Source organism: Paracoccus sp. P2 (assembly GCF_046335115.1).
Taxonomy (GTDB): domain Bacteria; phylum Pseudomonadota; class Alphaproteobacteria; order Rhodobacterales; family Rhodobacteraceae; genus Paracoccus; species Paracoccus pantotrophus.
This window is the reverse complement of sequence record NZ_JBGOSN010000014.1, coordinates 54041-79744: the sequence shown is the minus strand read 5'-3', so window position 1 is coordinate 79744 and position 25704 is coordinate 54041. Positions and strand designations below refer to the sequence as shown.

The 25704-nt window shown below is 66.4% G+C and carries 28 protein-coding genes and 2 pseudogenes; 18 read left to right on the top strand and 12 right to left on the bottom strand.

Annotated features, from left to right (window positions below):
* A complete protein-coding gene (locus tag ACDP63_RS11155; RefSeq protein WP_409928040.1) occupies positions 1–3300 on the top strand; it encodes a hypothetical protein in 3300 nt (1099 codons plus the stop codon).
* Between the two features lie 428 nt (positions 3301–3728).
* On the opposite strand, the gene ACDP63_RS11150 is transcribed toward ACDP63_RS11155, so the two are convergent.
* Together ACDP63_RS11150 and ACDP63_RS11145 are read right to left on the bottom strand one after the other, a co-directional pair.
* Entirely contained in the window at positions 3729–3959 is a 231-nt protein-coding gene (locus ACDP63_RS11150; protein ID WP_409928039.1) for a hypothetical protein, read from the bottom strand.
* Positions 3960–3962: 3 nt separating this feature from the next.
* Positions 3963–4268 (bottom strand): Arc family DNA-binding protein, encoded by a 306-nt coding sequence (locus tag ACDP63_RS11145; RefSeq protein ID WP_409928038.1) that lies wholly within the window; start codon positions 4266–4268, stop codon positions 3963–3965.
* Between the two features lie 59 nt (positions 4269–4327).
* Here ACDP63_RS11145 and ACDP63_RS11140 point away from each other — a divergent pair, with 59 nt between their 5' ends.
* The 9 genes from ACDP63_RS11140 (at position 4328) to ACDP63_RS11100 (ending at position 9835) form a co-directional block, all read left to right on the top strand.
* On the top strand, positions 4328–4585 hold the full coding sequence (locus ACDP63_RS11140) for an Arc family DNA-binding protein (protein WP_409928037.1): 258 nt from the start codon (positions 4328–4330) through the stop codon (positions 4583–4585).
* Positions 4586–5155, top strand: coding sequence for a phage antirepressor N-terminal domain-containing protein (locus ACDP63_RS11135; protein ID WP_409928036.1), 570 nt, complete (start codon positions 4586–4588; stop codon positions 5153–5155).
* Positions 5152–5445, top strand: a complete 294-nt coding sequence (locus tag ACDP63_RS11130; RefSeq protein ID WP_409928035.1) for a hypothetical protein — start codon at positions 5152–5154, stop codon at positions 5443–5445. Before ACDP63_RS11135 ends, ACDP63_RS11130 begins: the two co-directional genes overlap by 4 nt.
* A gap of 74 nt (positions 5446–5519) precedes the next feature.
* On the top strand, positions 5520–5912 hold the full coding sequence (locus tag ACDP63_RS11125; RefSeq protein ID WP_409928034.1) for a hypothetical protein: 393 nt from the start codon (positions 5520–5522) through the stop codon (positions 5910–5912).
* A gap of 220 nt (positions 5913–6132) precedes the next feature.
* The gene (locus tag ACDP63_RS11120; RefSeq protein WP_409928033.1) at positions 6133–8388 is read left to right on the top strand and encodes a hypothetical protein; all 2256 of its coding nucleotides are present in this window, start codon (positions 6133–6135) and stop codon (positions 8386–8388) included.
* On the top strand, positions 8385–8681 hold the full coding sequence (locus ACDP63_RS11115) for a hypothetical protein (protein ID WP_024844649.1): 297 nt from the start codon (positions 8385–8387) through the stop codon (positions 8679–8681). Before ACDP63_RS11120 ends, ACDP63_RS11115 begins: the two co-directional genes overlap by 4 nt.
* A 9-nt stretch (positions 8682–8690) precedes the next feature.
* Positions 8691–9320 (top strand): glycoside hydrolase family 108 protein, encoded by a 630-nt coding sequence (locus tag ACDP63_RS11110; RefSeq protein WP_409928032.1) that lies wholly within the window; start codon positions 8691–8693, stop codon positions 9318–9320.
* On the top strand, positions 9317–9499 hold the full coding sequence (locus ACDP63_RS11105; protein WP_179921159.1) for a hypothetical protein: 183 nt from the start codon (positions 9317–9319) through the stop codon (positions 9497–9499). Before ACDP63_RS11110 ends, ACDP63_RS11105 begins: the two co-directional genes overlap by 4 nt.
* Before the next feature lie 135 nt (positions 9500–9634).
* Entirely contained in the window at positions 9635–9835 is a 201-nt protein-coding gene (locus ACDP63_RS11100; RefSeq protein WP_409928031.1) for a hypothetical protein, read from the top strand.
* Here the strand turns inward: ACDP63_RS11100 and ACDP63_RS11095 are convergent.
* From ACDP63_RS11095 to ACDP63_RS11080, 4 genes are read right to left on the bottom strand one after another with little or no spacing between them, the layout of a single operon-like run.
* Complete coding sequence (locus tag ACDP63_RS11095; RefSeq protein ID WP_409928030.1) at positions 9826–10134, bottom strand: hypothetical protein; 309 nt, start codon at positions 10132–10134, stop codon at positions 9826–9828. The two genes, ACDP63_RS11100 and ACDP63_RS11095, sit on opposite strands and share 10 nt — an antisense overlap.
* A complete protein-coding gene (locus ACDP63_RS11090) occupies positions 10131–10577 on the bottom strand; it encodes a hypothetical protein (RefSeq protein WP_409928029.1) in 447 nt (148 codons plus the stop codon). The genes ACDP63_RS11095 and ACDP63_RS11090 overlap by 4 nt, the downstream gene beginning before the upstream one ends.
* A 22-nt stretch (positions 10578–10599) precedes the next feature.
* Positions 10600–10863, bottom strand: a complete 264-nt coding sequence (locus ACDP63_RS11085; protein WP_409928028.1) for a hypothetical protein — start codon at positions 10861–10863, stop codon at positions 10600–10602.
* Between the two features lie 24 nt (positions 10864–10887).
* Positions 10888–11202 (bottom strand): hypothetical protein, encoded by a 315-nt coding sequence (locus tag ACDP63_RS11080; RefSeq protein ID WP_409928027.1) that lies wholly within the window; start codon positions 11200–11202, stop codon positions 10888–10890.
* A 107-nt stretch (positions 11203–11309) separates the two neighbouring features.
* Here ACDP63_RS11080 and ACDP63_RS11075 point away from each other — a divergent pair.
* From ACDP63_RS11075 to recG, 4 genes and pseudogenes are all read left to right on the top strand, one after another.
* Positions 11310–11507 (top strand): annotated as a pseudogene (locus tag ACDP63_RS11075) (helix-turn-helix domain-containing protein); the annotation flags it as partial.
* Between the two features lie 121 nt (positions 11508–11628).
* Positions 11629–13590: pseudogene (gene ligA / locus ACDP63_RS11070) on the top strand (NAD-dependent DNA ligase LigA); the annotation flags it as partial.
* 154 nt (positions 13591–13744) lie between these two features.
* Positions 13745–14077 carry a BRCT domain-containing protein gene (locus tag ACDP63_RS11065; protein WP_409928077.1) on the top strand — a complete coding sequence of 111 codons (333 nt, stop codon included), beginning with the start codon at positions 13745–13747 and terminating at the stop codon, positions 14075–14077.
* Positions 14053–16167 (top strand): ATP-dependent DNA helicase RecG, encoded by a 2115-nt coding sequence (gene recG / locus ACDP63_RS11060; protein WP_036747520.1) that lies wholly within the window; start codon positions 14053–14055, stop codon positions 16165–16167. Before ACDP63_RS11065 ends, recG begins: the two co-directional genes overlap by 25 nt.
* A 352-nt stretch (positions 16168–16519) precedes the next feature.
* Here the strand turns inward: recG and ACDP63_RS11055 are convergent, their stop codons facing one another.
* Positions 16520–16957 (bottom strand): iron-sulfur cluster assembly scaffold protein, encoded by a 438-nt coding sequence (locus ACDP63_RS11055; RefSeq protein ID WP_024844475.1) that lies wholly within the window; start codon positions 16955–16957, stop codon positions 16520–16522.
* Positions 16958–17017: 60 nt separating this feature from the next.
* Here ACDP63_RS11055 and hisI point away from each other — a divergent pair, with 60 nt between their 5' ends.
* A complete protein-coding gene (gene hisI, locus ACDP63_RS11050) occupies positions 17018–17383 on the top strand; it encodes a phosphoribosyl-AMP cyclohydrolase (protein ID WP_024844476.1) in 366 nt (121 codons plus the stop codon).
* Here the strand turns inward: hisI and gluQRS are convergent.
* From gluQRS to ACDP63_RS11035, 3 genes are all read right to left on the bottom strand, one after another.
* Complete coding sequence (gene gluQRS / locus ACDP63_RS11045; protein ID WP_024844477.1) at positions 17365–18228, bottom strand: tRNA glutamyl-Q(34) synthetase GluQRS; 864 nt, start codon at positions 18226–18228, stop codon at positions 17365–17367. The two genes, hisI and gluQRS, sit on opposite strands and share 19 nt — an antisense overlap.
* Complete coding sequence (gene trmFO, locus ACDP63_RS11040; protein WP_024844478.1) at positions 18207–19547, bottom strand: methylenetetrahydrofolate--tRNA-(uracil(54)-C(5))-methyltransferase (FADH(2)-oxidizing) TrmFO; 1341 nt, start codon at positions 19545–19547, stop codon at positions 18207–18209. Before trmFO ends, gluQRS begins: the two co-directional genes overlap by 22 nt.
* 113 nt (positions 19548–19660) lie before the next feature.
* Entirely contained in the window at positions 19661–20290 is a 630-nt protein-coding gene (locus ACDP63_RS11035; protein ID WP_024844479.1) for a 50S ribosomal protein L25/general stress protein Ctc, read from the bottom strand.
* 183 nt (positions 20291–20473) lie between these two features.
* On the opposite strand from ACDP63_RS11035, the gene ACDP63_RS11030 reads away from it, so the two are divergent.
* Positions 20474–21475 (top strand): acyltransferase family protein, encoded by a 1002-nt coding sequence (locus tag ACDP63_RS11030; protein ID WP_024844480.1) that lies wholly within the window; start codon positions 20474–20476, stop codon positions 21473–21475.
* 9 nt (positions 21476–21484) lie between these two features.
* On the opposite strand, the gene ACDP63_RS11025 is transcribed toward ACDP63_RS11030, so the two are convergent.
* Positions 21485–22648 (bottom strand): alpha-hydroxy acid oxidase, encoded by a 1164-nt coding sequence (locus ACDP63_RS11025; RefSeq protein ID WP_024844481.1) that lies wholly within the window; start codon positions 22646–22648, stop codon positions 21485–21487.
* Positions 22649–22658: 10 nt separating this feature from the next.
* A complete protein-coding gene (locus tag ACDP63_RS11020; RefSeq protein WP_231486734.1) occupies positions 22659–23030 on the bottom strand; it encodes a hypothetical protein in 372 nt (123 codons plus the stop codon).
* Between the two features lie 81 nt (positions 23031–23111).
* Here ACDP63_RS11020 and ACDP63_RS11015 point away from each other — a divergent pair, with 81 nt between their 5' ends.
* Complete coding sequence (locus ACDP63_RS11015) at positions 23112–23696, top strand: TetR/AcrR family transcriptional regulator (RefSeq protein WP_024844483.1); 585 nt, start codon at positions 23112–23114, stop codon at positions 23694–23696.
* Between the two features lie 39 nt (positions 23697–23735).
* The gene (dnaG, locus tag ACDP63_RS11010; RefSeq protein ID WP_024844484.1) at positions 23736–25679 is read left to right on the top strand and encodes a DNA primase; all 1944 of its coding nucleotides are present in this window, start codon (positions 23736–23738) and stop codon (positions 25677–25679) included.
* Positions 25680–25704 lie beyond the last annotated feature (25 nt).

Genomic DNA, 25704 nt, shown 5'->3' with positions numbered 1-25704 from the left:
ATGCCCATTGATCGCGATACCGTTCTTGGAACGCCGAAGCTTCCTGCCGGGCTTGGCCTCGATCCATCCCTCGCAGAATCCGCCGGTGCGGAGTGGCGGCTGGGCAACATGGTCGGGTCCGCGCTGGCGTCCGAGTCTCTGTGGGCGAGGACGCAGGGCGATTTCTATGACATCGACCGAAACTACAACGTCTTCGACGACATCGCCGGATACGAGGACCACATGGACCGCTTTGAGGGCGCGTTCAACGCCAAGGCCGCGGCCGCGATAAAGTCTGATATCGACCGGGAGATCAAGGACCGCCGCATAAGCGACGCGTCTGGCTGGGTGGGAACGGTTCTGGGCTTCGGCGCCAGCCTTATTGACCTGCCCACTCTCCTTCCCGGCGGCGTTCTGGCGCGCACCGGCGGCAAAATCGGCTATTCCGCCGCAAAGTCGGCGCTATCCGTCGGGGCGGCGGCCGGCGTTTCCGCCGCGGTCCAGGAGGCCGGATTGCAGGCGACGCAGCAGACCCGCACGGCAGAGGAATCGGCATGGACCATCGGCGGATCGGTGGTTCTGGGCGCGCTCCTTGGTGCCGGGGCCGGTGCGTTCATGTCACGCTCGGAATACAAGGCGGCATCGAAGCTCATGGAGGATGCCGCCCGTCCTGATTTCGATGCCGCTACGGATGCCTTGCACGCCGAGCTTTCGATCATGGCCAAGCCGGAAAGTGCTGGCGCGGCGGCGGCGCCCGCCGTGACCCTCGACGATTTCGGTGTGGCGGGGAAGGCTGCCAGCAAGGCGGCGAAGGCCACGGCGCGGCTCAACCCGCTTCTGCGCACCCTGCACAGCCCGTCTGTCGCGGTGCGGGAAATCGCATCGCAGCTGATGGAGAACCCGGTCTATTTGAAGCGCAACCTCGAAGGGCAGGGCGAGGCCGCGGCGGAAACCTCGATGAAGGAATGGACCCGCGGTGCCGTCGGCTCGACCGTCGAGGACATGAATGAGGCCTATCAGGCCATGCGCAAGCGCGGCGTGGCCATGACCCGCACCGAGTTCAATAACGCTGTGGGACAAGCAATGCGCCGCGGCGACCGCAGCGACATTCCCGAGGTTGCCCAAGCCGCGGCCTCGATTCGCGCCAAGGTGTTCGATCCTCTGAAGGATCGAGCCGTCGCGGCGGGGCTGTTGCCCGAGGGGGTCAGCGTAGACACGGCGGAAAGCTATTTCTCGCGGGTGTGGAACCGCCCCGTGATCGAGGCGAACGAGGCGGAGTTCAAACAGATCCTGCGCAACTACTTCGACGGGCAGGTGACGGCAGCGGCGCAGCGCGCGGCGGCCGAGACGGACAAGGCGACCGCCAGCCTGCGCAGCGCACGAGAAGCCATCGAACGCGGCATGGCGGGCCGGCAGGCCGATGCGTCGGCGCTGTCCGACGGCGTTGCCCGCGGCGTGGCCGATGTGATGTCCGATGATGCCATGCGCGCATTCCGTTCCGGCGTGGACACGCTGGCCGGTCGCGTCGTGGGCGAGTTGGACGAGGCCGACCTGGCCAAGCTGGCAAAGATCGACGCGGAGATGGAGGCGCTGGGGCGGCGCGGCGAATACGACTGGTTGTCCGATGCGGATCGCAAGAACTACCTCGATGAAATCGTGGATAGCGTTTATGAAGTGGTCACCGGCCGCGCGCTTGATGCCGACTTGCCGTCGAATATCATTCCCACCAAGCGCGGCCCCCTGGCAGAGCGAACCTTTCATATTCCCGACGAGCTGGTCGAGAAGTTTCTGGACAGCAATGCCGACCTGATCATGCGCCGGTATGCGCGCGTCATGGCGGCCGATGTCGAGCTGAAAACGCGTTTCGGCAGCGTCACCATGAAAGATCAGATCAAGACCATCCGCGATCAATACGCCCAGATCCGCGCCGAACTGGAGAAGAACACCGAGTTGCCAGAGACGGCCAAGCAGAAGCAACTGGCGAAACTCGCCGCCAAGGAAAAGTCTGATATTGAGGACATCCAAGCTGTGCGGGACATGCTGCGCGGCACTTATAACGCGCGTTCCCAGACCACCGCCTTCGGCCGGATCGCCAATGCGGCAATGACCTTCAACTACCTGCGCACCCTTGGCGGCGTCACCATTTCATCGCTCACGGATGCCGTGCGCCCCGCCATGGTTCATGGGCTGAAATCCTACATGGAGGACGGGCTCAAGCCGCTGATCAGGAACATGCAGGGCATCAAGCTGGCGAAGAAGGAGGCCAAGGAGGCCGGGGCCATCTCGGAGAAGATCCTGCATTCTCGCCTAGCGACGCTGGCCGACCTGACCGACCCCTATGCGCAAGGCTCGCCGTTTGAACGGTTCCTCCAGAACGCATCGGTCGGCTTCACGAAGATGACCGGCCTGCTGCACTGGAACGACTTCCAGAAAACGCTGGCCGCGACGATGACGCAGAACCGTATCCTGAAGAACGCCGAGATTGCCGCGGATCGCGGCTTTGACGCCCTGCCGAAGGCAGAGCAGGCATATATGGCCTATCTGGGCCTGGGCAGAGACGGCGCCCCGCTGCTGGGGCGGCTGTTCCGCGAGCATGGCCAGGTGATCGACGGGGTTCGGGTCGCCAATTCCGAGGTGTGGCCGGCCGAGATGGATCACATGGTCCGGTCCTGGCGCGCGGCGATCAACAAGGATGTGGACAGCATCATTGTCACCAAGGGCGTTGCGGACGTGCCGCTGTTCGCCAGCACCACGGTCGGCAGGATGCTGCTGCAATTCCGCTCCTTCGCCCTGGCCTCCAACCAGCGCGTCCTGCTGCGCGGCCTGCAAGAGAAGCAGACCCGGTTCTGGGGCGGCGTCATCGCCATGTCGGCAATCGGGTCGTTCATCTACATGCTCAAGCAGCTCGAAAGCGGGCGCGAAATCTCGGATAATCCGGGCACCTGGATTGCCGAGGGCTTGGACAGGTCCGGCATCTTCTCTCTTGCGTTCGAGGTGAGCAACGCCATGGAAAAGCTGGGCGGTCCCGGCATCTATCGAACTGCCGCCGCGGCATTCCCCAGCAAGAGCCAGAAGGCGCCCGCGTCTCGCTTTGCGTCGCGGTCGGTAGTCGGGTCATATGCCGGGCCGTCCTTCGAAATGCTAACTGATTTGGGGTCGGCCGTCGGCATGGGGTTCCGCGCCCTTGATGGCGACTTGGACATGACCGCCGGAGACGTGGGCACCTTGCGCCGCCTGACGCCTTTCGTCAGCCTGCCCTACTTCCGCTGGCTGATCGACGGGCAGATCGTCAATCCGTTGAAGGAGGATTTGCAGAGGTAATCTCAAGATGCGCCGACGATAGGTCTACCCCCTTGCGGTGCCACCGTTCGTGAATTTGGCTAAAGGCGCGTCGCGCCTTAAAGTAATCGAGCACATTTCTTGAGAGGAAACCAGTCACTGCCGTCAGGGGAATTACCTCGCGGGCTGGCTGGTGGGACCACAGAGCCAGCCCTACGGCTACCCATCCCGCAGCGGCGAACAAAGCCCATGGGCCATTCTCGGAGTATATCGTAAACTGGCGATGGGCTTCGTCGTAATCCCGAACGATTTTCTCTCGCTCATACACGCTGAGCCCGGAGATGTCGGCACCCATCACTCAGCCGGGTGGTGCTTGGTCTGATCCAGCTTTCGCTCCTCACGACGCAACACAAGGATACCGACGCCGGCAACAGCCAGGGCGACGACCGGGACGATGAACTCGAAGAACGTCATTCCTTCACCTCCTTGCGTATCCTGCCCATAATATAGTGGGAAACCCCGTGGATTGCGAGTCCGGTGGCGCCCCACCACATGGTGGACAGGTTGGCGTTGCTCAGGCTTTCCGTCAAGGGGCGCAGGACGGCGAAGCCGATCAGCCCGAGGGCGGTGGCGTTCAGGAAGTTGGCGAACAGCTTCACGCGCTCGTTGTAAGCAGTCAGGGGGTCGCGCGTCGTCTGCATGGGTCAAGGCTCGCCAGGTTGAGTGTCATCGTGGTAGACCATCAGCCCGCCGCGCTCCTTGCGGATCGTCACCCATTCGTTGAACAGCCGCGCCCGCCGCGTCAAGCCGTCCTTCATGGTTAGGGCGCTTGCTTCTTCGAACTCTGCCAAGCTGGGCGCCGGATACTTTTCCTCCAGCGTCGCCACGATTTCGCTGTTCTGGCTACGTCCATTCGCTTCAGCAGCCGCCTTAATGCGATCACGCAGGCCCTCTGGAACGCGAACCATAAGCGGAACCACGTTTCCACTACCCGCCCTGCCTTGCACCATGATCTTGCCTCCAAAGGTGACTGCACCATGCAAGTATCTGCTTGACAGTCAATGCTTGCATGGTGCAGTCTGAATTCACTGCGAATTCAGAAAGGGAAAGGATGAGCGCTATTCAGTCGAGAGCGGGGAGCGGGGAGACCGTAGCAACGATGCTTCGGGTGCCGCGTGAACTGCGGGATCAGATCAAGAGGCAGGCTGACCATCAAGGGCGTTCGATGAACACCCATATAGTCATGATCCTGAAAGAGGCAGCGGGGGACGCGGTTGGCGCCCAAGCCCCCGCTGCCAAGACCATCCAGAATGAAAAGGAGGCCTGAGTGGGCAACATCATTACTGTGAACTTTCGTCAAGATACCCTGTTCGCCGTCGAGCGCGACGACGGGGTGTTTGTGGCGGTCAAGCCGATCTGCGATAGCCTTGGCCTTGCGTGGCAAAGCCAGCATCAGCGGATCAAGGACGATCCAGTTCTGTCCGAAGGTATCACGACCATCGTGATACCTTCCCCTGGCGGCGCGCAGGAAACCACCTGCCTTAAGCTGGAACTGGTCAACGGATGGCTGTTCAAGGTGGATTCGCGTCGGGTGAAGGACGAGGAAACGCGGCAAAGACTGCTGACCTATCAGCGTGAATGCCACCATGTTCTGTTCGAGCACTTTTACGGCAAGCGGCACGAGAAACCGGAAGTGATCGTGGAGAAAGAGGCCAGCGAGAATGAGAACGTGCGGCTTCGAATGGTCACGGAAAGCCGGCAAGTTTTCGGCCATCAGGCAGCGGCGCAACTCTGGTTCAAGCTCGGCTTGCCGGTTGTTCCAGCGATGCTACAAGATCCGCGACAGCTCTCGTTGTTCGATTATAGCACCATCAAAACAGCAGGAGAGGCGGCATGACGGACGTTCTGTCGCAGCATATCGGCAAGCTGATTGAGATCGCCAACATCGCCATTGAGGCAGACGAACTGGAACGTCTTGCCGCGTTGGAGAAAGCCGACCTTAACGAAGCGTATGAGGGCTTCAAGGAGCGAAACGGTATCGAGCACATTGCCGCCGACACCCCGGCGTGGGAGGCGATGATGGACGAGACGAAGGGCGCCTATGATGCTTCCCAAGCCGCGAGGAGAAAGGCTTACAACGCTAAGCGCCGGCTGAAATCGGCAATTCAGAGGTATCGCTCTATCTGAGGCCAAACGGCCCCCGGCGGCGTGACAGCGCCATCGGGAGCCTAACCCCAACAGTTCTATCCAGGAGAACCATCATGGCTTCTGCCAATTCTACCCGCATGTCCGGCGATATCAACCGCCGCACCCTTCTCGCCGCGGCCCCGGCCGCTCTGGCTGCCGCCCCGGCCTCGGCGCTGTGCGTCATCGACCCGGCCGATACGCCGGTGATGCGGCTGTTCAGGGAGTGGGAGGCCCACACCAAGATTGTGATTTCGGCCTGCGACGATCACGACATGCCGGAGGATGAGTTCGAAGAACTCTCGCAGCGGCAGACCGACATCGAGGACGAAATCGCCCGGATTCCGCCGCAAAACCTGCGGGACTTCGCCGCGAAGATGTTCGCGAGGTCAACTGGCGGCAAGATGGACCTGCCGCGCGAAGAAGACTGCCCCGGCCTTTGGGCGGGGGTCCGTGATCTGATCGGCTGAACCAGAAGCGCCCCCGCGAAGGAGGCGCCACCCCGATAGCCTGGAGAGACGCGAAGGCGGAAGTCTCCGATCAGGAGCAGGTCGGGGTCAGCCTGCCGTGGGTTCCGCTCCCTCGCACAAGATAGCGGCCATTCGATCGCATGTCACCCCGCCCCCGCCAACATATATCGCCCGCCTCTCGCTTCCTACCCTTCGCCTGACCCCATGCAGGCAGGCGAAGATGACGGTAGAGAGCGCGAAGAACAAGGCAGGCCCCTTCAACGTCACCGGGACGAGCGGGACGTTCCCTCGCGACTTCCTCCTGCTCGACGAGGATCATCTGCGGGTGATCCGGGTTCGGGACGGAGAGGAAACCGACCTGACCTCGGGGATCGGGCACACCGGGATCGGAACAGCGGACGGAACCGTCGTCATCTCGACCGGAATCCAGAGCGGCGACCAGATCTATCTGCTGCGCGCCGTTCCGAACCTCCAGCGCAGCGACTACAATGCGCAGGGCCGGGTCAGGACGGAACAGGTCGAGTCCGACCTCGACCTGACGATCATGCAGGTCCAGGATCTGCGCGAGGCGCAGGGCAGGGCGCTGACCTTGCCGGTTTCGTCCGAGATCGACGGCGAGGATGCCATGGCGGCTGCGCTGGCGGCGCCTCAATATGCAGACGCCGCGAGGCGATCCGCACAGGAGGCAGAGGATGCTGCGTCCCGAGTGACGCCGGATTATCCCAGTCGCGCCGAATTGGCGGCGGCTTTGCCGAATCTGGCACAGGGTCAACGCGTCCATTGCGAAGGGGTCGCCTATATCGTGGATAGTTCGGCGACCGGATTTGCGTCCGCGCTGCACCCGCTCGGGATCGACGGCGTTCGCGTAGAAAGCCCGCAGAACGTTTTCTTCGGAACATTCTTCAAGACCGACCTACAGCGCGCCGACCTCTATACGACGCAGGATCCGCGCGCCCTGTTCCAGATCAACCCGGTTCCAATTGCCAGGGGGGCGAACCAGGCGCTCTTCGGGTTTGACCCGTCGATGTGGTGGGACCGGGATCGCAAGCGATTTTCAGTGCATGTCTTTCAGGGCGGCACAGAATACGATGTGACGGAATATCGCTCTCGCGACCTTATCACCTGGCAAGCGTTCTATCGCAACTTGGGACCCAACCGGGTGAGAAGCGATACTACGGCGGCACCTGGCGGGACTGTCCCGGCCAGCATCGTTTGGTGGATGGGCCTGCACGAAGAGGTCAGCGGCCCCGACGCGGGTCAGCTCTACGGCATCAGCATCATTCGCGCCTTCGAGGATTTTATAGACGTCCATGGACGCACCATCCCGAATATGCAGCTTTACATCAGCCGTGTGAATGACCGCGAAAGCATGACGTTTGATGCGCCGGTTCGCATGGACTTCGGTGATACGGTCTGCCGCATTGGCTTCTTCCCGGTGTGGGATGGGACCAAATGGGTCGGCTTCTGCAAGAATGATTACGACAAAAACATCGAGTGCTGGACCGCATCGACGCTGACCGGCGCGTGGACCTACAGCTACACGCTAGACTATGACGAGGATGTCGAGGGCTGCTGCGTCGTCCCGGAATATTATTTCCCGCTGGGATCAACCACTTTGCAGAGGCGCTGGCACCTTCTGACGGATGCTTATTGGAGCGGGAATTACTGGCACAAGGTCAGCACGGATCTGGTGAACTGGTCCCCCGAAATCCCCGTGGCATCGACCTCGAACATTCGGCACGGCAATCTCTATAATTTTGCCTATGAGCCGGATGCTGTTCGGGTCATCGAAAAGGCCATGGCCTATTACGCCCCTGGCGCCGGGCAACGTCCGCAGCGATGGACCAAGCTAAGTCCTGGCCTCAACGAGATCCACCCGGTGGACGATACGACTTACTATGCCGAGGGGACCGATTCCGCCACCGTGCGCATTCTTTTCCCCGCCGCCAAGCGGCCGCGATTTGTCGCGCTTTCCGATAGCCCCCGGTGCGCAATCGGCATTGAGGATGGGGAGTACTTTTCCGCACGCAATGGGGTAATGGAATACATCGGTGGCGGCATAAACAACAGATCAGTCATCGAGTTGGACTATGACGGGAAGCGCTACACCTGCCCCGTTTCGGAACGCCGAGGAAGTAGCACGGCGGGCCTGAGCACGCAAGCCGGCTTCCCGAATTTGAACAGCGGGACAGTGACCTGGTTCCCGCAGCATAGGACCCTTTACGTTACGGACGGGACCGCCGCCTATACCGCCGAAACAGTTATTCATAACCTCCCTGGTGCGGATGGGATGGACGGCGCAGAAGTTTGCGTCGCCGCTTACACGACAGGCGCGAATGGCACGATCAGGATTCGGGCGGATGGCTCCAACATGGCGATAGGCCCCGCTGATCTGGTGATTTCGAACGCCAACGGGAATGCGGGACGCGTATATACCTTCCGCCGGGTCGGCGGCTTCTGGAGGCTGCTGGCATGACCGATCCGAGCCCTTTCCGCAGCCTGGATTTCTGGATCGCGGTCGGCGTGGCGCTGATCGTCAAGGTGAAGTCCTCGGCGCAGCTTGGCCCTGTCAGCGTCATCACCACCGCTGTCGTGGCGATTGGCGCTGCATGGATCGGCACCGATTACGCCGCCGAAATCCTGCGCGTGCCCCAGCCCATCGCCGCCGCTGTCGTCACCCTCACGGCCGAGGGCGCCATGCGCTGGCTGCTGATTGCGGTGAACGACCCCAAGCAGGCCATCGACCTCTGGAAGCACTGGCGGAAATAGGAGAGCGCCATGAGAAGCAATTTCGAGCGCTGCCTGGCCGAAACCCTCGCGCATGAGGGGGGCTGGGCGGACGACCCGCGCGATGCCGGCGGTGCGACCATGAAGGGCATCACCTTTGCCACCTATCGCGCCTGGAAGAAGCGCTCGATCACCAAGGCCGAGTTGCGGAACATCTCCGACGCCGAGGTGGCTGCGATCTACCGGCAGAACTATTGGGATGCCGTGCGCGGCGATGATCTGCCGGCGGGGCTGGATCTGGTGGCCTTCGACGCGGCGGTGAACAGCGGCGTCTCGCGCGGGGCGAAATGGCTGCAATCCGCTCTCGGCGTGACGGCTGATGGGATGATCGGCCCGCAGACCATCGCAGCGGCGCAGCAGGCGCACCCCGAGGCCGTGATTGACCGGGCGATCAGCGCCCGGCTCGCTTTCCTGCGCGTGGCGAAGAACACCAAGACCGGCGCGCTACTCTGGCCTACCTACGGCAAGGGCTGGACGCGCCGCGTGGAAAGCGTGCGCGAGACGGCAATCGCCATGTCGAAGGTGACGGCGCCGAACGCCACCAAGCCTGCGGCGCCGTCAGCGGGCATCATCGCCGCGCTTCTGGCGCTTTTCAAGTCCATGTTCGGAGGCAAAGCATGAACCCCGTTTATCTGCGCATGGCGCTTTACACGCTGGCAATCGTCCTGTCCTCGCTCGGAATCGGCACGTTCGATCCCGAGGTCGGCACGTTCACCATCGACCTGGAACAGGCGGCAATCGCGCTGGCTGGGGCAGGGGTGCTGAACGCGCTGGTGTTCTGGCGTTGGGGGAAGAAATGACCGCGTGGCTTCTCACCATCCTCGGAGCCATCGCCGCCGCTGTGGCTGCGTTCCTGCGCGGCCGGTCGCGGGGCAGGGCGGACACACAGGCGCGAGAGGATGCGGCTTATCGTGAGACGCGCAGGAGGATGGACGATGTATCGACTGATGATCTGGACGACACTGCTGTCGTTGACCGCCTGCGCGAACACGCCAGCAAGCGGCCCGGCGATCTGTGACGGCACCGAGGCGTCCCGCAGGGCGCTGGCCGCCGCGCTGATCGAGGACGGCGGGGCGCAGTCCCAGCGGGCAGGGCTGGTGCTGCTGGACCAGATGGCGGCTGGCTGTCACACCTGACGCCGGGCGCGGTGGGCGATCAACACGTATTCCCGCGCTACATGATCGAACGCCCGGAACGGCGGGCATGACTCCAATGTCTCCGCCAGCGCGTCCGCATGCGCCCGCTCGTCGGCTAGGGCGGCGGTCAGCCTCTCCACCTCGGCGCGGAGGCGGGCGAGTTCGTCGCGCAGTTCTTCCAGCTCCAACTCCGTGATCTGGCACATAGTGCCGCGCATCTGCGCGTCGATGGTCTGGCCTGTGATGCCCTGACGACGCTTGGGACGGGCGTAGACGGCGGAGAAAATTTCGTCACTCATCGCGCGTCCTCCGGGGGCTGGGGGAGGGGCATCCAGTGAGTGGGTTCAAACTCTTCGCCCATGCCGTGCCTCCAATCATCGCGCTCGCGACCTAGCCAATCGGTCACCGGCCCCCATGACACATCACACTTGCGATAGCCTTTCTTGGCATAGTGCGCGTGGTTGATACCCCACAGGTCAACCCTAGTTCCATCCCTCGGCGCGGTGCTTATCGGTTGCCAGTCGCTCATGTCCTCTCCTTCCTCTGGGTCGCGGCCACATCGCACGCACAACCCGTCCGACATGCCGCAAAGGGTGCAGTCGCTGCGGGCTTCGTCGTCGCCCGCATGGCTGGCATTTTTCTTCTTCGCCCGACGAGCATGAGCGGTATGTCTTGCCCAGATCAGGCCAGCCACGCCAAAGGCAAGCGGTCCGCCCAGGATGATCAGTTCCGCGCCGTTCATGGCGTCATTCCTCTGTGGTGGATCACAGCACACCTGCCAGCGTCCAGCCCAACACAACGAGGCAGAACGCAATCAGGAACAGGTCGCGGATCAGCAGCTCATTCCGTTCCTCTGATCTCCGCTGGCGAGCCGACATATCTGCCATGAGCAGGTCTATTCGACGGGGGTGCTGTTCCAGATCTTCAAGCACCTTGATCAGCGCAACTGCCGCTTCTCGGCTGAGCGTGATCTGACCTCCGATAGCCAGCCCGACGCGAATTTGCTCGGAAAGTTTCAGGCCGCTCATGTCCTCTCCTTCTCGTCGCGGGGGTCAGTTCAGCACGAGCCGAGGGGGCCGGCGCAGCTTGCCGCCTGTCTCGCGCTCGAATGCTTCGATCTGGTCGGGGTGAATGCGAATCGCCGCGATCACCTGCGAACCGCGAAACCTCGGGTCGAACGCATAGACGCCGCCAATCTCGATACGGTTCGCGAGGCAGAACATCATGAACCTCGCCATGCTGGCCTTGGTCATGGTCAAGCCTTGCTCGCAGTGCCGCCAGACCCGGCCATAGTGATCGGCCTCGCTGCCCGGTTCCGGGCATCGGCAATCGCGCAGCGGCTCGTTGCATCTCGCGCAGGTGCTCATGCTGTCATTCCTCTGTGGTGGGGCGTTTCAAGATTCCCGATTCGGTCCCGGTTTGTCCCGCCCGATATTTCAGCCATTGGCGTTGATTCCGTTGGGCTTTCCATACGTTCCTGAACCACCTTTACGGCGGCATGGACGAGCCCGAGTTGAAGATCATCGACGTCTTCGTCTGCAAGCTGCGCAAGAAGCTGGCGGCGGCGATGAACGGCGAAAGCCATATCGAGACGGTCTGGGGTCGCGGCTATGTCCTGCGCGATCCCGCCTCCGAGATGCAGAATCCCGAGCGCATGGCCCTGCGCGCCTGAGCGTCGCGGGCGTCGGGGTCGCGCAACGCCCTGGGGCCGGCGCTGGACAATCCCGCCTTCGCCCCGGTATCACCTGCTGCGCAGATCACGGCCCACGGGGCCGGCAGAAGGCGGAGGGCAGATGGCCGGAGATGACGAGGATCGGACGGCTCCCGCGGGGGAGCCGGCAGTGCCGGCGGCGGCCTTGCCGCCCGTTTCGAGCCTGGACGCCGAGGCCGCCGCGGCCGAGCATGCCCGGCTGAGCGACGAGGTGGCGCGGGCGAACCTGGCCTATTACCAGGAAGACGCGCCCTTCATCAGCGATGCCGAATACGACGACCGTAAGCGTCGGCTCGAGGAGATCGAGGCGCGTTTCCCCCAGCTTGCCCATCCCGGCAGCCCGACCGAGCAGGTCGGCGCCGCGCCCGATACGCGCTTTGCCAAGATCCCGCATCGCCTGCCGATGCTGTCGCTGGAAAATGGCTTCACCCAGGGCGATGTCGAATCCTTCGTGCAGCGGGTGCGCTCTTTCCTCAACCTGGCTTCAGGCGCGCCGCTGGAGATCACCGCCGAGCCCAAGATCGACGGGCTGTCGCTGTCGCTGCGCTACGAAGGCGGGCGGCTGGTCCAGGCCGCGACCCGCGGCGACGGTGCGGTGGGCGAGAACGTGACCGCCAATGCCCGCACCATTGCCGACATCCCCGGCCAGCTTGCCGGCGACGGCTGGCCCGAAATTCTGGAGATCCGCGGCGAGGTCTACATGTCGCATGCGGATTTCGAGAAGCTGAACCAGTCCGACAGCGGCCGGGTCTTTGCCAACCCGCGCAATGCGGCGGCGGGCTCGCTGCGCCAGCTCGATCCCAATGTGACGGCGGCCCGGCCGCTGCGCTTCTTTGCCTATGCCTGGGGCGAGGTCAGCGCGCCTTTTGCCGACACGCAGATGGAAGCGGTGCGGCGGATGCGGGATTTCGGCTTCCAGACCAATCCGCTGACCCGGATCTGCGGCTCGGTGCAGGACATGCTGGCCGCCTGGACCGAGATCGAACAGATGCGCGCGACCTTGGGCTATGACATCGACGGCGTGGTGTATAAGGTCAACGATCTGGGCTATCAGGCACGGCTCGGCATGCGCTCGACCACGCCGCGATGGGCCCTGGCGCACAAGTTCCCGGCCGAGCGCGCCTGGACCCGGCTGGAAGCCATCGACATCCAGGTCGGTCGCACCGGCGCGCTGAGCCCGGTGGCGCGGCTGCATCCGGTGACGGTGGGCGGCGTCGTCGTCTCGAACGCCACCCTGCATAACGAGGATTACATCGCCGGCCGCGGCGCCGACGGCAGCGAGATCCGCGGCGGCAAGGACATCCGCATCGGCGACTGGGTTGAGGTCTATCGCGCCGGCGACGTGATCCCCAAGGTCGCGGACGTGGACCTGGCCAAGCGCCCGCCCGAGTCCGTGCCCTACGCCTTCCCCGAGACCTGCCCGGAATGCGGCTCGCCCGCCATAAGGGAAGAGGGCGATTCGGTCCGGCGCTGTACCGGCGGGCTGATCTGCCCGGCCCAGGCGGTCGAGAAGCTGCGCCATTTCGTCTCGCGCGCCGCCTTTGACATCGAGGGGCTGGGCGCCAAGCTGGTCGAGGAACTGTTCCGCGACGGCTGGATCGCCGAACCGGCCGACATCTTCACCTTGCAGGACCGCTACGGCCCCGGCCAGCCCAAGCAGTTGAAAAACCGCGAGGGCTGGGGCGAGAAAAGCGCCGCCAGCCTGTTCCAGGCCATCGAGAAACGCCGCGAGATCCCGTTCGCGCGGCTGCTTTTCGCCCTTGGCATCCGTCATGTCGGTGAGGTCGCGGCGCAGGATCTCGCCCGCCATTACGGCAGCTGGGAGGCGCTGGAGGCGGCGCTCGACACCGCGCGCCCGGCGGCTGTGGCGCATCGCCTGGCCGAGGATGCGGCCCAGGCCGAGCGCGCGGCCGCGCAGGCCGAGGGCCGCCGCGCCCGGCCGTCCGAGGCGCGCGCCGCCGCGCTGGCGCAGGTCGATCTGCCGCCCGAGGCCAGTGTGGCCTGGGCCGGGCTGATCGCCGCCGACGGCATCGGCCCGGTGCTGGCCATGTCGCTGTCGGACGNCCCCCCCCCCCCCCCCCCCCCCCCCCCCCCCCCCCCCCCCCGCCGCCGCGCTGGCGCAGGTCGATCTGCCGCCCGAGGCCAGTGTGGCCTGGGCCGGGCTGATCGCCGCCGACGGCATCGGCCCGGTGCTGGCCATGTCGCTGTCGGACGCCTTCGCCAATGCGCGCGAGCGGGCGGCGATCGACCGGCTGCTCGGCTTTCTGACCGTGCTGCCGCCCGAGAAGCGTGCCGCCGACAGCGCCATCACCGGCAAGACCCTGGTCTTTACCGGCACGCTGGAAAAGATGACGCGGGCCGAGGCCAAGGCGCGGGCCGAGGCGCTTGGCGCCCATGTCGCGGGCTCGGTCTCGGCCAAGACCGACCTGCTGATCGCCGGCCCCGGCGCCGGGTCGAAGGCGAAGAAGGCCGCCGAACTGGGCATCAAGGTCATCGACGAGGACGAATGGCTGGCGATCGCCCAGGGGTGACGCCGGGCCGCCCGCCGGCGCTGTTTCCGCTGTTCGCGGGTGTCGAGACCCTGCCGGGCGTCGGCCCGCGCGCGGCCGAGGCCTTTGCCCAGATGGGCGTGACGCGGCTGCGCGACCTGATCCTGACCCTGCCGCATTCCGGCATCCGCCGCCGCCCGATCGCCCGCCTGACCGAGGCCCGCCCGCCCGAGATCGTCACCGTGGCGATCACCGTGCAGCGCCACAGCCCGCCCACGGCCAAGAGCCGGCCCTGGCGGGTGCATTGCTCGGACGGCAGCGCCGATCTGCAGCTGGTCTTTTTCCATCCGCGCAAGGATTGGATCGAAAGCCAGCTGCCTTTGGGCGCGCGGCGGCTGGTTTCCGGCAAGATCGAGCTGTTCGACGGCATGGCGCAGATGGTGCATCCCGACCATATCGGCGCCGAAGGCACGGATCCGCCGCCGGATTTCGAGCCGGTCTATCCGCTCTCGGGCCGGCTGACGCAGGGCGTGGTGCAAAAGGCGGTGCAGGCGGCGATGGGGCGGCTGCCGCCGGCGGGGGAATGGAGCGACGCCTCGGTCCTGGCGCGCGAGGGCTGGCCGGCCTGGGCCGAGGCGCTGGCCCGCGCCCATGCGCCGGAAGGGCCGGCCGGCCTGTCGCCGACCGATCCGGCCCGAGCGCGGCTGGCCTATGACGAGCTTTTCGCGCATCAGATGACGCTGGCGCTGATGCGCCGCGACCGGCGACGGCAGGCAGGGCTGACCACACGGGGCGACGGGCATCTGCGCGCCAGGGTGCTGGCCGGGCTGCCCTGGCCGCCGACCGGGGCGCAGGCCCGCGCGGTCGAGGAAATCGCCGGTGACATGGCCGAGCCGCGGCGGATGAACCGGCTCTTGCAGGGCGACGTGGGCGCCGGCAAGACGCTGGTCGCCTTCCTCGCGCTGCTGGTCGCGGTCGAGGCGGGCGGGCAGGGCGTGCTGATGGCCCCGACCGAGATCCTGGCCCGCCAGCATTTCCGCGCCCTGGAGCCCCTGGCGCGGCTGGCCGGCATCCGGCTGGAGGCGCTGACCGGCCGCGACAAGGGCGATGCCCGCGCCAATATCCTGACCGACCTCGCCGAGGGGCGGATCGACATCCTGGTCGGCACCCATGCGGTGATCCAGAAATCGGTCGCGTTCCACGACCTGCGGCTGGCCATCGTCGACGAGCAGCACCGCTTCGGCGTCAACCAGCGCATGGAACTGGGCGCCAAGGGCGGGCATCTGCCGCCCGACATGCTGGTGATGACGGCAACGCCGATCCCGCGATCCTTGGCGCTGGCGCAATTCGGCGACATGGACCTGTCGGTGCTGGACGAAAAGCCCGCCGGGCGGCAGCCGATCCGCACCACGGTGATCTCGGATGCGCGCATGGCCGAGGTGGTGGCGCATCTGGCCCGGGCGCTCGAGGGCGGGGCGCGGGCCTATTGGGTCTGCCCGCTGGTCGAGGAAAGCGAGGCCATCGACCTGACCGCGGCCGAGGCGCGCTTCCAGGAGTTGCGGGCGCGGTTCGGCGATCAGGTGCGGCTGGTCCATGGCCAGATGCCGGCCGAGGAGCGCGATGCGGCCATGGCCGATTTCGCCGCCGGCCGGGCGCGCATCCTGGTCGCGACCACGGTGATCGAGGTCGGCGTCGACGTGCCCGAGGCCACGATCATGGTGATCGAGCGCGCCGAAAGCTTCGGCCTGGCGCAGCTGCACCAGCTGCGTGGCAGGGTCGGGCGCGGCTCGGGCGCGTCAAGCTGCCTGCTGATGTATCACGAGCCGCTGTCCGAGACCGGCCGACGGCGGCTGACCATCCTGCGCGAGACCGAAGATGGTTTCCGCATCGCCGAGGAAGACCTGGCGATGCGCGGCGCCGGCGACGTGATCGGCACCGCGCAATCCGGCCTGCCGCGGTTCCGCATCGCCGACCTGGAACGCCAGGCCGGGCTGATGGCGCTGGCGCGCAAGGATGCGCAGAACTTCCTGGAGCGCGACCCGGCCATGGAAAGCGAGCGCGGCCAGGCCGTGCGGCTGCTTCTGTGGCTGATGGAGCAGGACCGCGCCATCCGGCTGATCAGCGCCGGCTAGATGTTCGCATGATGTTCTTAAAAAGTTCTTTACTTTGTTCGCCAATCATGAGAACAAAGCATAAACGAACCTTGGAGAGACCCATGACCCGCCAATCCCTCTCTGACCTGCTTGGCACCGTCGCGATTTCGGTGACCGCGATCATCCTGTTTTCGCTGCCCTCGATCCTGGCGGCCTGATCCCTTACTGCCCCGCGCAATCGACGGCCCTTCGCCTGGGGCCGTAACCTTCCCCCGGACGATCATGCGCGCAACTGCCGGTCCCCTGCGGGCCGGCTTTTCTTTGTCCGGGCGCATGTGCCGGTTGCGCCGGCAGGTGCCTCCGGCGGGGGGTATTTGGGAAACGGTGAAAATCAGGCCGGCGAGGCGTCGATGGCGCCGAGCAGCGCCTCCCAGGCCAGCAGGATCGAGGCATGGCGGTTGGGGAATTCGCGGGCGGGCAGCAGGGCCTCCAGTTCGTCGAAGGGGGCGGCGGGGGCGGGACCGTCAGCTTTCAGCATGGCCTGCAGTTCGTCGCGGGCGCGGGCGATTTCGTCGCGCGAGCGGCCAAGCGCGGTGCGGCCCAGCACCCCGGCCGAGGCCTGGCCCAGGGCGCAGGCCCGCACCTCCTGCGCGAAATCGGCGATGCGGCCGTCCTGCATCGCCACATGCGCCGTCACCGAGGAGCCGCATTGCGGCGAACGGCGATGCGCGCTGCCCGTCGCATGGTCGAGCTTGCCCAGATGCGGGATATCCGAGGCCAGCGCCAAGATGCGCCGGGAATAGAGCTGCATCAGGTCGCTGTCGGACATGGTCTTTTCCCTTGCTGCCGCCCGGTCTAGATAGGGACGGCAAGCCCGAAAGGAAAGCCGATGTTCGACCCTGCCAGCCTGAAATATGACGCGAAGGGCCTGATTCCCGCCATCGCGCAGGATCATCAGAGCGGCGAGGTGCTGATGATGGCCTGGATGAATGCCGAGGCCGTGCAACGGACGCTGGAGACGGGCCGTGTCACCTATTGGTCGCGCTCGCGCCAGGGCTTCTGGGTCAAGGGCGAGAGTTCGGGCCATGTGCAGAAGCTGGTCGAGCTGCGGGTGGATTGCGACCGCGACTGCCTGCTTTTGCTGGTGGACCAGGCCGGGCCGGCCTGCCACACCAACCGGCGCAGCTGCTTTTATACCGCCATCCGCGGGGGAGAGGAGGTCGTCATCATGGCGCCTCAGATCCCCAGGGATTGACGGATCTGTTCGGCGCTGACGCCCTCGTCGCGGAAAAGCTTCAGCGCCCGCGCGTCGTCGCGCTTGGCCAGCCGCTTGCCCTGCTCGTCGCGGATCAGCCGGTGGTGATGATAGCGTGGTGTCGGCAGTTCCAGCAGTTTCTGAAGGACGACATGGATCCACGTTGAATCCAGAAGATCTTTTCCGCGCGTGACCAGGGTGATGTCTTGCGCGGCATCATCCACCACCACCGCAAGATGATAGCTGGTCCCCATGCCGCGCCGCGCCAGCACCACATCGCCGATGCCGGCGATGAAATCCTGCGCCGACAACCGGTGCGGCCGGCCGGGGGCGACGTTCTCGTCGAGAAAGGCGATCTCGTCGAGGCCCAGCTGGTCCAGCGCCCGCGCCGCATCCAGGCGGATGGCGTCATCAGCTCCGGCATCGGCCATGCGGCGCTGGCGGCAGGTGCCGGGATAGACCGGGCCGTCGGGACCGATCCGCGGCGCCGCGCCCTCTTGCGGGGCCGAGAGCGCGGCGCGGATATCGGCGCGGCGGCAGCGGCAGGGATAGGTCAGGCCAAGCGCCGAAAGCCGTTCGAGCGCAGCTTGATAGGCGGGCAGGCGCTGGGACTGGTGCATGACCGGCCGCGGCCAGTCCAGGCCCAGCCAGTGCAGATCCTCGGCGATCAGCGCCTCGTATTCCGGGCGGCAGCGGCCTTGGTCGATATCCTCGATGCGCAGCAGGAACTGGCCGGGATCGGCCAGCCGCGCGGCGGTCAGGGCCGCGAAGGCATGGCCCAGATGCAAGGGGCCGGTCGGCGAGGGGGCGAAGCGCGTCCGATTCAAGATTGTCCTGCAAGCCATTGCTGGAAATCGGCTTTTGCGCGGTCGGTATAGGCTGGGTAGCGGTCCTTGCGCCCCTTGCGGCCGCCGCGCGTCGCGTCCAGCGGCGGGTAGAGGCCGAAGTTCACGTTCATCGGCTGGAAGGTCTTGGCATCCGCGCCGCCGGTGATGTGGTTGACCAGCGCGCCCATCGAGGTGGTGGCGGGCGGCGGCGACAGGTCGCGCCCCAGTGCCTCGGCCGCGGCCATGCGCCCGGCCAAGAGGCCCATGGCGGCGGATTCCACATAGCCCTCGACCCCGGTCACCTGGCCGGCGAAGCGCAGGTTCGGGCGCGCGCGCAGCCGCAGCCGGTCGTCGATCAGCCGCGGCGAGTTCAGGAAGCTGTTGCGGTGGATGCCGCCCAGACGGGCGAATCTGGCGTCCTGCAATCCGGGAATGCGCCGGAAAACATCTATTTGCGCGCCATATTTCATCTTTGTCTGGAAGCCGACGATATTGTAGAGCGTCCCCAGCGCATTGTCGCGGCGCAGCTGCACCACGGCATAGGGCTTTTCGGCCGGGTTATGGGCATTGGTCAGGCCCACGGGCTTCATGGGGCCGTGGCGCAGGGTTTCGCGGCCGCGCTCGGCCATGACCTCGATCGGCAGGCAGCCGTCGAAATAGCCGGCCGTTTCCCCCTCGTGGAACTCGGTCTTGTCGGCGGCGAGCAGGGCGTCGATGAAGCCCTCGTAATCCTCGCGCGTCATCGGGCAGTTGATATAGGCGGTGCGCTCTGCCTCGGTCTCGCCCTTGTCGTAACGGCTTTGCCGCCAGCAGATCGACATGTCGATGCTCTCGGCATGGACGATGGGGGCGATGGCGTCGAAGAAGGCCAGCGAGCCTTCCCCGGTCAGGCCGCGGATCGACTGGCCGAGCGCCTCGGAGGTCAGCGGGCCGGTGGCGACGATCCAGCGGCCCTCCGTCGGCAATTCGCGGATCTCGCCGGGCTGGAAGCTGACCAGCGGCTCGGCCTGCAGCGCCTGGGTCACCGCCTGCGAGAAGGCGTCGCGGTCCACGGCCAATGCGCCACCGGCGGGCAGGCGGTGGCGGGCGGCCATGGCCATGATCAGCCCGCCCGCCGCCCGCATCTCCCAATGCAACTGGCCCACGGCGTTCATGCGGTCGTCATCCGAGCGGAAGCTGTTCGAGCAGACCATCTCGGCGCAATCGCCGGTGCGGTGGGCGAAGGTGGCGACCTGGGGCCGCATCTCGTGCAACACCACCGGCAGGCCGGCGCGGGCGATCTGCCAGGCGGCCTCGGAGCCGGCAAGACCGGCGCCGATGATATGGATCGGTTCCATGCGTTTCCCCTTCGCGTCAGGCGCGATCTCCTAGCAATCGCGGGCCATGACGGCAAGAGAAAGGGCGGCGCCCGCAGGGGTGCCGCCCGATTCTGTCCGGCCTCGGCCCGCAATCAGGCCTCGGCGGCCTCGCCTTCGGCAGCCGCAGCTTCCTCGTTATCGGCCGAGCGCAGGCCCGAGGGCGCGGCGATATTGGCGATGACGAAATTGCGGTCGATGGTCGGCTTCACGCCGGCCGGCAGCACCACGTCGTTGATGTGGATGGTGTCGCCGATCTGGCGGCCGGTCAGGTCCACGGTGATCTGCTCGGGGATGTCCGAGGCGGTCACGACCAGCTCGACCTCGGGGCGCACCACGACCAGCGTGCCGCCGCGCTTGAGGCCGGGGGCGGCGTCGTGGTTCTCGAAGTTCACGTGGATGAACAGGTTCACGCGGGTGTTGCGGTGCAGGCGCATGAAGTCGATATGCGTCGGCAGGTCTTTCACCACGTCGCGCTGGACGCCGCGGCAGACGACGCGCACGTCGTCCTGGCCGTCGATCTTCAGGTTCCACAGCGTGGACATGAAGCGGCCGGCGCGCAGCTTGGTCAGCAGCGAGTTGAACTCGATTTGGATGGGCTGCGGCTCCTTGCCGTCGCCATAAACGATGCCGGGCACCTTGCCTTCGCGGCGAGCTTGGCGGGCGGCCCCCTTGCCTGTCCCCGCGCGTGCCTCGGCCACCAGATCCGGGATCTCTTTGGCCATGATGGTATTCCTTTGGTTACGGTTCGCGGCCATCCTCCAAGGGTGCATGGCCGAAGCCGCGCCTATAGCGCGACGTCATTCGGATGTGAAGCGAAAAAACAGTTGCATGCCGCGGGGAAAATGCTTGTCAGATCGTCCTCGCTGGCTGCAAAGCTTGCTCCAGTGCGGGTCGGGGTTTTCGCGTTGCATCGGATTCATTCGCTGGACTATCTGAAGCTGGGACTGGCGGTCCTGGTGGCCTTTGCCCATACCTACTGGCTGCAGTCGCATATGACGCCGCAGCTGTTCATGATCGGCAACGGGCTGATGCGGGTGATGGTGCCGACCTTCTGCATCGTGGCGGGCTATTTCCTCTATTCGGCGGTGGCGCGCGGCAAGGGCAACAAGTGGCTGGCCCGCGTGGCGGCGCTCTACCTGTTCTGGATGGCGGTCTATCTGCCTTTCTGGATGGATCAGGTGCATGGGCTCGTCTCGCTGCTCAAGACCCTGGCCTGGGGCTATTTCCACCTGTGGTTCATGGCCGGCATCCTGGTTGCCGGGGCGGTGGTTCTGCTGTTGCGCGGCTTTGCCCGCAGGGTCGCGCCGGCCTATGAATACCGCATCCTGCTGGCGGCGGCGGCGGTCTGCGCCGCGATCGGGCTGGTTCTGCAATATGTCGCCCTGTCCGGGATCATGCAGATCGGGGTGAAGAAATTCTCGAACGGCCTGTTCATGTGCTTTCCCTTCGTGGCCATCGGCTATCTCTGCGGCCGCCGCGTGGCCCGGCTGGGGCTGCAGGGGCTGCCGCCGCGCCGGCTGGCGCTGGCTGCCACCGCCGCCGGGGCCGGGCTGCTGATGGCCGAGGCCTGGCTGGTGCAGGCCTGGCGCAGCGACCAGGTGATGCTGGACATCCCGATCAGCTCTTACGTCGCGGCGCCGGCCTTGTTCGTGGCGGTGCTGGGCACGGCCATGCCGCAGCCGCCGATCCGGCTCGATCCGATCTCGGCCATGATCTATTTCATGCATGTCATGGCGCTGCATCTGGCCCGCCTGCTGGGCTTCGAGCACCTGGGCGAGCTGATGCTGTTCGCCGTCGGCCTGCCGACCCTGGCCGCGATGCTTCTGGGCCGGTTGCGGATCCCCGGATTCGGCAAGGAAAGGACGCGGGGGCAAGGCGAACAGACCCGGCCCGATCCGGCGCCCTGATCCGGCCGCCTAGCCCCAGGCTTGCAGGAAATCCTGCGGCACCAGCAGGTTGTGGCGGCCCAGGTTCTTCACGTCCCGCTCGCCGCAGAGCGCCATGGTGATGTCCAGTTCCTTCTGGATCACCTCCAGCGCGCGGGTCACGCCGGTCTCGCCCATGGCACCCAGCCCATAGATGAAGGCGCGGCCGATATGGGTGGCATGCGCCCCCATGGCCAGCGCCTTCAACACGTCCTGGCCCGAGCGGATGCCGCTGTCGAGATGGATTTCGACCTGGTCGCCCACCGCCTTGACGATCTCGGGCAGCATGCGGATGGAACTGACCGCGCCGTCGAGCTGCCGGCCGCCATGGTTGCTGACGATGATCGCGTCGGCGCCGAAATCCGCGGCCATGCGGGCGTCCTCGGGGTCGTTGATGCCCTTGAGGATCAGCTTGCCGCCCCAGAGGTCGCGGATGCGGGCGATCTTGCCCCAGTCGAGCTGCGGGTCGAACTGCTCGGCCGTCCAGGCGACCAGAGACGAGGGGTCGCCCACCCCCTTGGCATGGCCGACGATATTGCCGAAAAAGCGGCGCTTCGTTTGCAGCATCTCGATGCCCCAGCGCCATTTCGTCGCCAGATCCAGCAGCACCGGCAGGGTCAGCCGCGGCGGGGCGGATAGCCCGTTCTTCAGATCCTTGTGGCGCTGGCCCAGGATCTGCAGGTCCAGCGTCAGCACCAGCGCCGAGCAATGGGCGCGCCGGGCCCGCTCGATGATCGCCTCCAGGAATTCCTGGTCGCGCATGACGTAAAGCTGGAACCAGAACGGCGCCTGCACCGCCTCGGCCACGTCCTCGATCGAGCAGATCGACATGGTCGAAAGCGTGAAGGGCACGCCAAAGGCTTTCGCCGCCCGCGCCGCCTTGATCTCGCCATCGGCGCATTGCATGCCGGTCATGCCGACCGGGGCCAGGGCCACCGGCATGGCGACCCTTTGCCCGACCATGGTGCTTTCCGTCGTCCGTCCGGTCATGTCCACCGCGACGCGCTGGCGCAGCTTGATGCGCTGGAAATCGCTGCAATTGTCGCGGAAGGTGCTTTCGGTATAGCTGCCGCTTTCGGCATAGTCGTAGAACATGCGCGGCACGCGCCGGCGATAGATCGCCTTCAGATCCTCGATGCAGGTGATGACCGGCATGGCATTCTCCTCAGTTCGGCGCGCAGTCGGTGCTGCCCTCGGGGCAGTCCTCGGCCGGGGATTGCTGCGACAGGGCCCTGGCGCGGGCGTGCAGGGCCTCGGCGCGGCGCTGCAAGGCGGCGTCGCCCGCCGCCGGCGCGGTGCCGGCGCGGGCGGCAAGGGAGCGGCCGCGCGCATCCAGCGCGCCGCCCGCCGCCGCGGGGTCGCGGGCGGCATCGGCGGCATGGCCGGGCAGGGCCGGTTCGGCCAGCAGCCGGTCGGTCGGCATCAGTTCGGGATAGTCGCCCACCATGTCGCCGCATGCGGCCAGGCTTGCCAGCGCCAGCGCGCCCCAGATCCGCCCGCCCCAGATCCGCCCCATGCCGTTCCCCCATGTCTTCATGCGCCGGACCATAGGCCCGGCGGGGCGGCGGGGGCAAGATGCGCTCTTTACCTTGCCGCGGCTCGCCGCCTAGAAGACGGCATGGCAAGAACCCAGGGCTCAAGGGCAGAGATCACCGGACCGCTGGTCCGCGACGCCGCGCGCAGGCTGTTTGCGCGCCACGGCTATGCCGCCGTCTCGATGCGCCAGATCGCGGCCGAGGTCGGCGTGCAGGTCGGCACGCTTTACAGCTATACCGCCGACAAGCAGGCGCTGCTGGCCGACCTGCTGCGGGTGCATATGGAGGAGCTGCTGGCCGCCTGGCGCGACGATCCGGCCCGGCCGGCGCTCGACCGGCTGGAGGCGTTCCTGCGCTTTCACATCCAGACCAGCCTGGAGCGCCCCGAGGCGGTGTTCCTGTCCTATATGGAGCTGCGCAACCTGACGCCGGAAAACCGTGCCGAAATCGCGGCCCTGCGCCGTCGCTACGAGGATGCGCTGGAGGCGATCCTGATCGCCGGCGAGGCCGAGGGCACCATGGCCGTGCCCGATACCCGGCTGGCCACCATGGCGCTGATCGCCATGCTGACCGGCGTCACCAACTGGTACCGCGAGGGCGGGCGGCTGGACCAGGAGCGGGTGGTCGCGGTCTATCGCGAACTGGTGCGCGGCGCGGTCGGTGCATGACCCTTTGCAACCGGCCGGCGTGATCCGATATAAGGCGGCATGAGCCTTCCGCCGCAATTCCTTGACGAGATCCGCGCCCGCGTGCCTTTGTCACGCGTCATCGGGCGCAAGGTGGTCTGGGATCTGCGCCGCTCGAATCAGGCCAAGGGCGACTGGTGGGCGCCCTGTCCCTTTCACGGCGAAAAGACCGCTTCCTTCCATGTCGACGACCAGAAAGGCTTCTATTACTGCTTCGGCTGCCACGCCAAGGGCGACGCGCTGACCTTCCTGCGCGAGGCCGAGGGGCTGGGCTTCATCGAGGCGGTCGAGCTGCTGGCCGCCGAGGCCGGCCTGCCGATGCCCGAGCGCGACCCGCGTCAGGTGCAGCGCGCCGACCGCCGCACCGAACTGGTCGAGGTGATGGAGCAGGCGGTGCGCTGGTTCCGCATGCAGCTGGGCATGGGCCCGGCCGAGGCGGCGCGGGCCTATCTGGCCCGGCGCGGGCTGGACGAGGCCGCCTGCGAAGCCTTTGGCATCGGTTTCGCCCCCGACCAGCGGCAGGGCCTGTTCAACGCCTTGCGTGCCAAGGGCATCGCCGAGGCTCTGATCGTCGAGGCCGGGCTGGCGGCCAAGCCCGACGAGGGCGGTGCGCCCTTCGACCGCTTCCGTGGCCGCATCACCTTTCCGATCCGCGACGGGCGCGGGCGCTGCATCGCCTTCGGCGGCCGGGCGATGGACCCGAACGCGCGGGCGAAATACCTCAACAGCCCCGAGACGCCGCTCTTCGACAAGGGCCGCAACCTCTACAATATCGGCCCGGCGCGGGCGGCGGTGGCCAAGGGCAGGCCGCTGGTGGTGGCCGAGGGCTACATGGACGTGATCGCCCTGGTCCGGGCGGGTTTCGAGGGCGCCGTGGCGCCGCTGGGCACCGCGATCACCGAGGACCAGCTGCGGCTGATGTGGCGCATCTCGCCCGAGCCGGTGATCGCGCTCGATGGCGACGAGGCGGGCCTGCGCGCGGCGATGCGGCTGATCGACCTGGCGCTGCCGATGACCGGGCCGGGGCAGGCGCTGCGCTTTGCCTTCCTGCCGCAGGGGCTGGACCCGGACGACCTGATCCGCGCCCGCGGGGCAGGGGCGATGGGCGCCGTGCTGGACGAGGCGCGGCCGCTGGTCGACCTGCTGTGGCGGCGCGAGACCGAGGGGCGGGTCTTCGACAGCCCCGAGCGCCGCGCGGCGCTGGACAAGGCCCTTGCCGAGGCGGTGGCCAAGATCCCCGACAAGGACACCCGCGACCATTACCACGCCGTGCTGCGCAACCTGAAATGGGAGCTGTTCGGCAACCGCCGCCGCGCCGATGCCCCCGCGCCCGCGCGTCCCGCCCGCGAATGGCAGGGCCGCGAGTGGCAAGGGGGGCGCGGCGCCCGCTTCCAGCCGGTCGCGCCGACGGCACCGACACGGGCCTCGCGGCTTTCCTCGCCTGACCTGAACGAACACGAGGCCGAGGCGCTGGTCGAGGCCATGGTGCTGGCGATCTGCGCCACCCATCCCGGCCTGATCGCCCCGGTCGAATCGCGGCTGGAACGGCTGGAGCCGCAGGATGCGGACCGCGCGGCGCTGGTCCACGATCTCTTGTCGGGGACGCAATCCCAGGCCGGGCAGCGCGCCCTTGAAAGCATCATGGCCGACCCCCATGTGAGGGCGGCCCCGGCGATCCTGCGCCCGCATGACCGCGATGCCGCCGCCGGCATCCTTGCCAATGCCCTGGACCGGATCGAGGCCCGCCGCGCCGCGCGCGAGGAAATCGCCCGTGCCGAGGCCGAGATCGAGGGGCTCGCGGACGAGGGCCTGACCTGGCGCATGGCGCAATCCGCCCGTGCCCGCCAGCAGGCCGACCACCCCTCGCTGGCCGACCTGTCGGACCTGGGCGAGGACAGCGACGCCTATCGGGCCATCCTCGATGCGGCGCTGAAGAACGAGATCTGGCGCAAGCCGCGCCGCTGAAAGGCGCGCGAATCACCTGCGCCGA